At 36.4% G+C, this 10,715-nt stretch carries 7 protein-coding genes; all 7 read right to left on the reverse strand.

The features are described from left to right. Positions 1-208 precede the first annotated feature (208 nt). The gene (locus ASD24_RS20955; protein ID WP_056700132.1) at positions 209-715 is read right to left on the reverse strand and encodes a DUF3916 domain-containing protein; all 507 of its coding nucleotides are present in this window, start codon (positions 713-715) and stop codon (positions 209-211) included. A gap of 165 nt (positions 716-880) precedes the next feature. Beyond that, entirely contained in the window at positions 881-1,588 is a 708-nt protein-coding gene (locus ASD24_RS20960) for a hypothetical protein (RefSeq protein WP_056700140.1), read from the reverse strand. Between the two features lie 16 nt (positions 1,589-1,604). After that, positions 1,605-1,799 (reverse strand): hypothetical protein, encoded by a 195-nt coding sequence (locus tag ASD24_RS20965; RefSeq protein ID WP_056700143.1) that lies wholly within the window; start codon positions 1,797-1,799, stop codon positions 1,605-1,607. Between the two features lie 592 nt (positions 1,800-2,391). Beyond that, complete coding sequence (locus ASD24_RS20970; protein WP_056700146.1) at positions 2,392-5,520, reverse strand: hypothetical protein; 3,129 nt, start codon at positions 5,518-5,520, stop codon at positions 2,392-2,394. Between the two features lie 343 nt (positions 5,521-5,863). Continuing rightward, a complete protein-coding gene (locus ASD24_RS20975; protein ID WP_056700149.1) occupies positions 5,864-6,394 on the reverse strand; it encodes a hypothetical protein in 531 nt (176 codons plus the stop codon). Between the two features lie 53 nt (positions 6,395-6,447). Continuing rightward, positions 6,448-7,431, reverse strand: coding sequence for a DNA adenine methylase (locus ASD24_RS20980; protein ID WP_056700151.1), 984 nt, complete (start codon positions 7,429-7,431; stop codon positions 6,448-6,450). A 74-nt stretch (positions 7,432-7,505) separates the two neighbouring features. Further along, the gene (locus tag ASD24_RS20985; RefSeq protein ID WP_235540736.1) at positions 7,506-8,057 is read right to left on the reverse strand and encodes a hypothetical protein; all 552 of its coding nucleotides are present in this window, start codon (positions 8,055-8,057) and stop codon (positions 7,506-7,508) included. Between the last annotated feature and the right edge of the window lie 2,658 nt (positions 8,058-10,715).

The raw sequence follows: 10,715 nt of genomic DNA on the forward strand, positions 1-10,715 counted from the left end.
AAATAATATTAATTTAACATTAATTTTAAAAATAATATCTATATATATTTTTTGATACCTTTAATATATAAGTTATTGTTTAACTTCTTGTAAAAATAATTTCCACAAAAATTTATTAATCTTTTGATCCAAAACACAAAAAAACCCGTAGGTTCTGCTCCTCACTTGATAGTGAGTTGCAGTGCCATACGGGTTATAGACTATATTTTTATTGCGCGATGAACCATATTTCTCCTTCTAATTGCTCATTTTTTTCTCTTATAAACTCACGGAACCCTGTTAGACTCCAATGATCTGGTATAGTTAGTCCCCATTCTCGGTTTAGTTTGTTATAGTCTGGTTGCTTGATCCTCCGAAGGTTAGGATTGATGGGATAAATGAAACGATCAAAATCTGCATCTCGTGTACCAACAATGATCTGCGAACTCCAAAGATCACCAATATCAAGTACAACCATTATTTTAAATGATTCTTTCTGTTCTGGTCTTTGCTGGATTAGATATTCTGCACGATCGATCATACTTTGAAGGCAGCGGCGCTTTTCTTTTTTTGGTGTGCGTTCAGATCTTAAATATTTTTGAGGGCCTGGTATTTCAAGATGCCAGCAGTCATTCTCAAAGAAATCAGTTTCCGGAAACTCTGTTGTATTGGCTTCAATCTCTCGTATAATACGGTCAGCAATTCGTCGAGCCCCCCGGATTTTTCTGTTTTTCATGACGAAGAGTCGTCCCTTCTTTAATTTATGAAGTACTGATTATAATTCATTTTAAATCTTATTTCAAAATATAATAGTAATATAATCCCATTTTCTCTGATCATTCAGCGTTTTACAATACTTTTAACTCTAAAATTCGCTTACACTTTAAAAATAAAACGCGCCTTAAATATGGCGCGTTTTATGAATAATCCCAATATCTTCAAGTGTTGTTAAACCAGAGTTATGAGGTCGGTTCCTATTAAGATTTCGAGCTGTTTCATAATCATATTTTAGACCAGCGTCAATGAGCTCTTGATAGATCTCTCGTTCTTCTTGAATTTTTTCTGAATGATCCAATTCGAGACGTGCTTTCCAGAGCTCTACGTAAGCAAGGGCATCTTCATGATTTACAAATTTCTTTTGTAACTCTAATTCATCATTGCCGTATTTTGTTTTAACGTAATCGTAGTCCTTGTAGGTGTCTCCTACAGCGTTGATGTTTTCTGATACATATAGCAATGCTCCACTGACTACTACGAGATATTTATATTTCTTTAATTTCCTTTTCTTCACAACTGCAATATCAAACCGTAAAGTTGCAATATTGAGTTCGTGATGCTGGATCCATTCGTAGTCATGATCCTCATGAAATTGATCAATTAGCTTGTCTTGCCATAACATTATATTCTGTTCGTATCCAGCAATTTGAGCAATACGTTGCATAAAGACAATATTTCGTCCTGAATCAATAACTTTTTGCTCAGCTTCTCGCAGCATATTTTTCAAATTAGTAACTTCTGTCTTATCTTGCGTGTAAACATCAATCAAATTAGTAATTCGTTCTTCAATGGGTTGAATATTAACAGGCTGAATTGTTTCTGTGGTTGTCATATATATAATCTCCTTTTTACAAAGCAATTTTATTTTGTCTTAGTACATTGATCGCTTCTTTGTATGTCTTGCTGTTTGTTCTATGTTGTTTTCCTAATGTGGATGGTGCAAAGGAACATATGGCTTCCCATGCCTGTTCACCTTCAATTAGATACCAAACACCACGCACAAGTGCAGCAAGTAATCCTGGTCGTTTTGAATATAAGGTCACGGATGATCCCCCTTTCACGTCACTTGGAATGAATCATTTATTAACATTATTAAATTGTTCACTTTATTGATCGATTTCTTCTTTTCTGTTTCTGAAGAAAAGAAGAAATATGTTTTTCTTGGCTGGGGCTTTCACTTCGTCGTAATTAAGTTCTACATAACTGAAGGGTCTATAGAAATGATAAAAGCGTCTACAAGCTCATGTTTGGCTTGTGACGCTTTTATTGGTTTGAAACTACCTAATGGTCTTGTACATAATGTCTCTCGGCCCACAATTCAATCTCTTACTCTTCAGAGCTAAAGAAAACCCTAATTTAATAAGGTTATCGCGACTGTAACTATTATGAGGGTGAACAGTAGCAATCATATGTAGACATCCAAACTGTAGTGCAACCCTTTCTCTGTATGCTGAAATTTTCCTTTGGAGTCCATTGAGTGAAACAATGCTACCTGCAGCCTGAGCGACCCGCAGTAATTCATGTTCAGGTATGTTGAGTTAATGGCCATAATTGTCTAATCATTAATTGGTCGATTCGTTGAAAAATCGTATTAATCAATCGAATCGACACTTGTATATTTCTAATTTGATTAGTTTAGATGTTCGACCACAAATTGAAACTCTTTTCTATCATCCTGGCGTATGCTCTTAAATCGAGAGCATTGATCATTTGAACAGCTCGATCGTGGGGTAGGTCAATTACTGAGTTATTGAATATTGCAATTTGTTGACCTTCAGGCATCCCTTTAATTTTTTGTGTTTTGGCTTCATGTTTGTAAAGTAAGGACACTGGATTCCGGTTTAATGTCTTTAGATCTATACCATTTTGGAGTAACACTTCTAAAGCATCTGGATCGTGATCCAATATTGCTGAATAAGGACGGTCGCCCTTTTGATATTCTTTGTATCTTATCTCCCATGACACATTGTTAATCGGACTGCATGCTGTTATCTTAATCTCTTGGTGTTCCTTTCTTTGGATATCAGTCATAAATACACGGTTATGGCGCGGTAATGCTTGATTAGTAATTTCACCAGTTTCTAATTGTACTGACCTCTTGAATAGATACCGGTGAGTATTGATTGAACTTGATATGATCCATTGAAAGTATCTTAGCGCAGTTTGTGGTGTGCCCGCATTCAAATGCTCATTAATAAATTCATGTAGCAAGAGATTAACAGCAGAAGATTGATATGGCTGGTTAACGGGATCTACGTAGCTAGCTAAATATTTAGATAGAATATAATCTACGATCGCGGGATGATCCAAATTTTGTGTGAGTTGGGGGCCTCCCCAGGAACTGAGACTTGAGCCTTTAGCAGATAAGATCCTTCCGTTGTTACACTCTAATCGGCTATTGGAGTCTTTTGATACAAAGTGGTCGAGCGTGCTCGAATCAATTTTGAGATACATATCTTTTGAAACATCCTGTAGGATCTGATTATTAACGGTTTTGCTGATATCCATCGTATATAATCCATCTGTATTGGTTGATGCTACCCGTGCGCCGGCGCTTGTTAACGCCTGGCCAATGCGCCACGTAAACAGTTGTCCAATGATACGCATTGAAATTATGGCGTTATTAGCACGTATGTTATTATCGAATTTAGCATCTGCAATTCCGGACGCAGCATTAATTAGCAGTTTTCTCGATTCTTGTTCAAGCTTTATAATATCTCGAACTCCTTCAGGTAGAGACTGATCTTTAGATTCCCGTTTCTTTTGAATACGCTGCATGTACATTTTGTAATATGGATCTGCTGGTTCCCCGTCTTCTTTATATCCGTGATAACTTGGATTAAGAAACACAGATAATCGCGAGAGTAGCACTGGAAAAAATGACTCGTAATCTTGATGTAGACTAGATCCTGAAGTGACAAAGTTATATCTAGATTGAATAGTCCAGTTTCCGGATGAATTTCTTTTAAACAGTCCAACATTTGTTTTGTCTCGCCATACAGCATTGGGTTGCAGTGAACCAAATTTAGTGAACTCATGAAGTGGAATTTTATGATCATTGCTAACTTTGCCTACAAATCGTTTGGGTAACTGTATATGCTGAGGTATTGTAACTGTCAAATCACCTTTAAGTGCTTCAGTAATAGACGGGTACAACCCTTCCACGTATTCCTGGATGATTTGATCTCTTCTGCTTTCTTCTAGATCCTCACGTAAACGTCTTACATTAATTTCTGCTCCGTGTATTCCACCGATTGAAAAGTTAGCGTAACAAGACGAAGGGAACACCTTTCCGTCTTCATTTTTATTGAAGTAAAACAAATTGGTATTATATCTTGTCATGAGTTCGTTGATATAGGACTTATCCAAACTAGCTAAACCATTCGGATAATGTTCTCTATAAGTACTGGATTGATTAAAGTTCCGTCCACGAATCGAATCATAGAACTCATAAACCTGCATAAAATCCTGGTGTGCAGGATCCTTTGGGTCACTTGTAACGTTCCGCTCAAAAAAGTCCTTGGTATCTTCCAATATGTCAGAAGGAATAATTCCAAGCTTCTTAGCTTCTATTTCTGAAGGATAAAAGAAAGAGACCTTCTCAATATCTTTAATAGGTTTATATGGAGCAATGGCATACTCGACGAATGAAGCACTTGAAGAATCGCGTGTGAGTCGATTTTCCCGAATGTTTAAGTAGTTGCCTGTATCAGCCTGCTCGGTTTGATTTTGAGTGTTGTCTTGTATTCTTGAAGCAAAGATAGTCTGCGGATAATCATCAAGAAGTTTCCCACGAATATGAAAAGAGTTTTGATACAGTTCTTCCTCAAAGAGCGTTTGAAGATTTATTACGTCAAAGATGCTGCAGTTCATATGGTCTGCAACTTGCTCGATTGAACTAAGTGGAGCATTACATTCAAGTCTTCTAGGTTCTTTTATTGGAAGACCAAGTGTAGCAAGTAAACGTTTTAATTCTACAGACTTTAACTTTTCGTTTAAACGAGATACATCAATAAAACGACCACTTAGCAGCCACCCTTTTCGTGATAGCCAAGCATGTCTGTTGTAATCTCCTTGTTCGTCTAGATCTGCTGACATGCCATACGCTAAACGTTGTGACATGCTTTTAAGCCAAGGTTCATGGTGTAACTCTTTGTGGTATTGATGAAGATCGTTCGCTGTTAGTGGTGTCTCACGATCGATAAGCACGGGCTGATTAATAAAGTGGGTTGTAAAGTATGCTGGATGTATGCGCGAAAAGAGCTCAGCTAAAATGGTCGTGTGATAATGTTTTGAGTTATAACCGAAACGGTACCCATGCTGAAGCTCATCATAATCAGGATCTGTTTGCTTCACAGGGTAAAAAGCAGGATGATATCTAACTCCATTCACTTCTACGTCACGTTGATCAATATGTGCGTTTATGTATGTGGCTGCATTAGTTAGACCTAGACGCTTAGCGAAACTCTGCAGACCTAAATATCCGCCCGTTTTGCCCGGATCGGGATTGAACTCACGTATACATCCGGTATTACCAAGGTTCTCAAAAACAATTTCCGTTTTATATTTCCATAGTTTCGGATTTTGTAGGTAGATATATTTACGAACCTCGTCTTCTTTTGAAGAACTATCTATGACCATTAGATCATCTAAATATGAAACGATAATGACATTTACTGCAGGCAGCCACCAGGTAACGATAAATATATTATTTAATGAAAGTACATCATAAAACATATCATCAGGTTTATATGTATAGGACATGATTTCCCTCCTTAAGTTAATCGCATGTTCTATGAAAGTTTTTTTTGTAGTGCATGATTTGATGGACTACCTTATTTATCGGCAATCGTTTATCCGTAAGTGATTTCCGCAAGGAAAACATTAGATTGCAATTATAATAAATACATTAATTTGAGTAACGAATTGATCCTATCCGAAGCTATGTACTTTTTTGAGTAAATAAAAATGGAACCTCAATTGAGGTTCCCTAATATTGCTTCTATGGGCTTAATTTAACTCGTATTCATTACCGTTGAATTTTTATACAGAGACATAAATATTGCTTCTGATTACGCACGGACATTTTTGAAGCCATTTTGTATATCTATATGTACTCATCAAACCAATGTACTTTTAAAAATGTCTCAAATTCTGATCGATCAGTGGGTGATAGGTTACTTGCAATCTTGCCTATTAGTTCTTCATCAGGATTGGTTATAAAAGGTACATAGTGATCTCCAGATTCAGTAATCATTAAAATTTCTCTTTTATCCACAACTTTTATAGTATCACCTTTGACGTATAATTTGACATTTGCAAACGTATCGAGAGCTTCTAGCTCTTCTACTTTGGTGATATAGGGAAGAATAATTACTTGGATTCCTAGTGTTAATGCATTCAAGATTTTTTCCCGAACGACAGATGAAACCATACTTACTTGATCAAACAGAATATACTTTCCAGATTCGTAGTCCATATCGATAGTAACGATGTTGTACTCATCAGGAATGAGCACTTTAAGAGAGTTAAATAACTCCTTCGTTTTTGACTGATTTGAGCCAACGACAGCAATGTTAGATTTACCTTTGATAGCGAAACGTAAAAAATCTTCTAATACATCATTATTAAATTCCATAGTACCCATAAGCCCCCTCATAGTATATTATTGATCTTCATGTGTGCTTTAAATTATACGCTATAGCGACGATTCAACTCAATTTGAGTTGCATATTTGTAGTATAGATCGCGAATGAATGAATGATTGTCATAAGTCACAATAAAATCAACATTAGGAAATTCCTCGTATATACTATCTATCAATTCAGCAACTTCTATATGTCGTTCCTCAGTATAAAAATGCCGGTATAAAGCGTGACCCTGCTGATAATAAGGGGGATCAATATAGATAGTGCTATGGTCGTGCCACATGTGTTCCTCGATGAATTCAACTGCATTTTGTTGGTGTACTTGAATACGCTCACTCATTTGATGTATTTGGGTGATCCGTTTACATAACGCATCCCTATTAAACCTACTAAGTAGTTGTTCCTTAGTTCCCTTTCTGCCTCCTAAAGGATTTGCGCTATATATCCCTGAATATGCAAGTCGGTTGACGATGAGCATAGCCCATGCAGCATCCATCACGTCCATACCTTTGTAATCATTTTTAATAATTTCTCTGTTTATAAAAAAATCATCATGGTTTGGGTCAGAACTTTTAAGTCGTTGGATCAGATCTTCTGGTTGATACTTGATTAAAGTAAATAATGAGAAAATTCCATAATCAAGGTCATTGAGTATGAGGTTTTTAATTTGTTTAGCCTCTAATAAAGCTAGCTCAACACTTGCTCCTCCTGCAAAGACACTTATAAGGGTTTCTAGTTGCTCAGGCCGCATAGATAGGAGTAATCTGTCGGCGATTTTACCTTTCCCACCAGGGTATCGTAAAGGGGAAAGCTGCTTTTTTAATTTAATTTTTGGTTTCTGTTTGATTACGGATTCTTGGTTTTTCGAGGTTTCTAAAAAAAGAATATATGGGGGACGCTTTTTGGTGGAGTCAAAATAGTTGAAAAATTCACACTCACACCAATACCCATCTTTAACTTGATCCGGTGGATATTCGTCGTTAATACTGTCATATGTTGCTTCACATTTTTGGCAGATATAAATCACATTTTAACCTTCTTCCTTTAACTAAAAAAGCAAACGACAATTGTCGTCTGCTTTTTTCATGAATATATACTAAATTATGAAATTGCTTCGTTCTCTAATTCTTTTATGATGTTTCTAATAACGGGAGCAGCACGATGACTATATTTTTGTACCAGTAATTCGTATTCGTTTTGGCCGCCATATTCTTCTTGTTTCCAATCACTGATGTGTTTAGCTGCAATATGTTCTTCCCTTTTGTTCTCCAGGGACAAGCGATCATAACGCATTTCGGATCCTTGACGTACAGCATCATGTTTACTTGTCTGATTTCTAGTGTATAGTTGCTCTTCAAGTGCCAGCTCTCTTTTGGTAGGGAATAAACTTTGTTTTATAAACTTGAGACGATAATGATCCATCACATCAATTTCTTTGTTATCTCCACGCTCAATTTCTTTCCATAACATTTTCACAAGAGTCCTATTAATGTCGTGCTTGCTAATTAACATGGTGTTATTGTAATAAGCCATATGGTCGTTAATTCTACGAAATGCCAGTAGAGTGCATGAGGCATAAGCGAGTGCAAGTAACTGAAGCCCACAAGTTGTTGTAACGAATGAAATATCCTCATTCAACACTAATTTGTTCATGAAGCTTAGGAATAATAGGATTGAATGTATGGCAAACGAAGGAATATTAAACAAGATTAAATTTTTAATATATACCCAAATAATGAAGCTTGTCTTCATTGTAAAATATATTTGATTTTTAAAGATTCGTTTTCTAAATTGCTCGGCAAATGGGTTTTGTACGTGCCGTTCGAAGTTTCTGATATTAGGTATGGATATTTTACGATATTTTAGATTTTTATTATTTGTGTTCACAATGATCAGTCCCCTTTTATTTGTATGAAGGTTTATATACTTCTAATATGTAATTATTTATTTGGTCATTATATTTATCGGACATGGCGGCAGGTGTTATAAAACATGAGGATCAATATCACATGACTAGACATGTCGCATTCAATATTTTCACTACTCTAAAGACTTAGTAAGATGGTTTCGAAGTAGATAGTACTAAAACTTCTAAGTAATGAATCTGGAAGTAAAGATGGAATTATGTGACTTCTAAAAACAAAAATATGATAAGCCCTAAAGTGTTATTTCATATATGACAGTTATTTTGAAAAAATATGTTGAATTGTTAGTGAGGTTTAATCGGAGGAACAAATTTAAAGTTGAACAGATCCTGCAGCTATATATTACATAAAACATAGAAATTGATGAATGATGAATTGTGTTCTTCTCAATTTCAAAGTCTAAAAATGTTTTTCTTGGATTGGCAATATTTTTCACTTAGAAGATAGAGACCTTTCAGTTATTAAAGGTAAACGAAATTTGCATTTTCGGACATTTAGATCTTTTAATAAAATCACTCAGATTGATAGCTTAAGTAATTAGGATCCTATATTAATTAATTGTACTGATTATTAATATTAGGTTAGTTTTTTTGTGTTATGCCTTACTACTTCTCTATGATTCTGTATTAAAAATGAATTCTTGTATTTCAGGAAATAGAAATCTATGCATAGTAGATCTTCTGGCTAGGGAGCACGTCTCCTGAAGCCAGAATTACTCTAGTGAAAAATTATCTATACCTTAATATGGTTGTTCAGAATTTTTACATCCTCATATTATGTTCTATTAATTTGTAAGTTTGTTGGCAACGCATGCCGTTGGCGACAAGTAGTTTCAGAGGGGATCTATTAGATCCCTCTTTTATTTTTAAAGGGTTTTGATTTTGTTGAACAGCTAGATTTTTCGTTGGCAACGCATGCCGTTGGCAACGAAGATGTCACACGCTGTACGTACAATGTTTGAGCGCGTTTTGCTGTTCAAACGTACACGTTTGAATAGCATTGCCAAGTGGCAATGGCGCAGATGTATTACTCTATTTTTTACGAAGAGAGAGAGAAAAACCATGCGTTTAGAACGAGAGCGAAGTGTTGAATTTTTAGTTAGAAGCGCCCGAGTAGGAAGCTTCTTATGAGCACCCTGCAGGGGCAAGGAGCGAGATGCAGGGCATCGAAACGACGCAGTAGGAAACACGGTCGGCTATGCCGACTGACATGGAGCGCAAGCGTAATGTCATACGTGTTTCTTATGCTCTTTACCCTATCGCGTTACGATTCAACTTCCGTATGAAAAATGTTGTCAATAAATTCAGGCGTGGCAAGCGTTCGAAGATTTCTCTGCGAGAACCGAAGCAAATACGCGGCGTATTCCGTTTTGACAAAACGGGATGATGACGCCATACGTGAAAATATTCACGAATGGCACGATATATCAAAGCGTATGACAACATTTCTGGAACGTACAGATATTACCGGGCGAATTTGAGCCCGGTATTCCCGCTCCGGTCGCTTGCGACTATGCACTTTCCGGAGCGGTGCTTTCGGGGCAGTATTCACGCCGCCTTTAATAGCACGCTGCTGATCGGAGTTGTCAGAAAATTGGAGATAGGGTAGGTTGATCGAACAGGTCTTGCGCAGCATTAGCGTAGCGGTGATTCAATTTGTTGGATATCGGGAATTGAATCCGTCTCGAAGATCGGTCGCAGAATAAAAGCACTTTTTTCTCAATAAAATATATTTTGTGTGTACAAAGTACGCACTGTTCGAAGTTGGTACCGGACGGTCTGAGGGGAGGGTTCTGCAGCAAGAATTGGGGGGTAGGAACGAGATGTATCTGGAGTGACGAGGGGCCCTGCTAATCTTGCTTGTTAAGACTTTATATTTCTGTTGCGCGTTAGAATAAAACCTTTCTGTTGTTTCTGTGTGGTGAAGAACAGTCAATTTAAAATTGACGATCCAGGAAATAATTTTGGTATGGATTGTGGGGGTAGGAACGATATGTTTTTAGGAGTGACGAGGGTACCGCGCAATCCGTACCTGTTTAGGTTTGAGTTTTGGTCGTAGAATCTTCTTGTCTTTCTGTTGACTGACAAAATAGACTTCATCTGTTGTAATAAAAAAATATATTGGTTAACAATCTCTTTTCAGTTTAAAAAAAGAGATCTAACATAACATCATTGTTTGCATTTTCAGACTCTTCGTCTTAAATTGCTCTTCTCTATTCATTACTCGGAAGGAGATTATATATAATATATCAACCAATTTTCAATCAAGTTATTGATTGATTTTCTCTAAAGGAATTATCGATATCACACTGTTTTAGTTACATAATGATCATATTTTTACATTTATAGGGTCTATTTTTAGGCGATTTCTTGAGTATATATCTATT

It is taken from the genome of Paenibacillus sp. Root52, from assembly GCF_001426865.1.
Classification (GTDB): Bacteria; Bacillota; Bacilli; order Paenibacillales; family Paenibacillaceae; genus Paenibacillus.

What these genes read in the sequence shown, in the direction of transcription:
- ASD24_RS20955 (WP_056700132.1), bottom strand. Translation starts at nt 715, where the DNA reads ATGAAAAACAGAAAAATCCGGGGGGCTCGACGAATTGCTGACCGTATT.
- ASD24_RS20960 (WP_056700140.1), bottom strand. Translation starts at nt 1,588, where the DNA reads ATGACAACCACAGAAACAATTCAGCCTGTTAATATTCAACCCATTGAA.
- ASD24_RS20970 (WP_056700146.1), bottom strand. Translation starts at nt 5,520, where the DNA reads ATGTCCTATACATATAAACCTGATGATATGTTTTATGATGTACTTTCA.
- ASD24_RS20975 (WP_056700149.1), bottom strand. Translation starts at nt 6,394, where the DNA reads ATGGAATTTAATAATGATGTATTAGAAGATTTTTTACGTTTCGCTATC.
- ASD24_RS20985 (WP_235540736.1), bottom strand. Translation starts at nt 8,057, where the DNA reads ATGAACAAATTAGTGTTGAATGAGGATATTTCATTCGTTACAACAACT.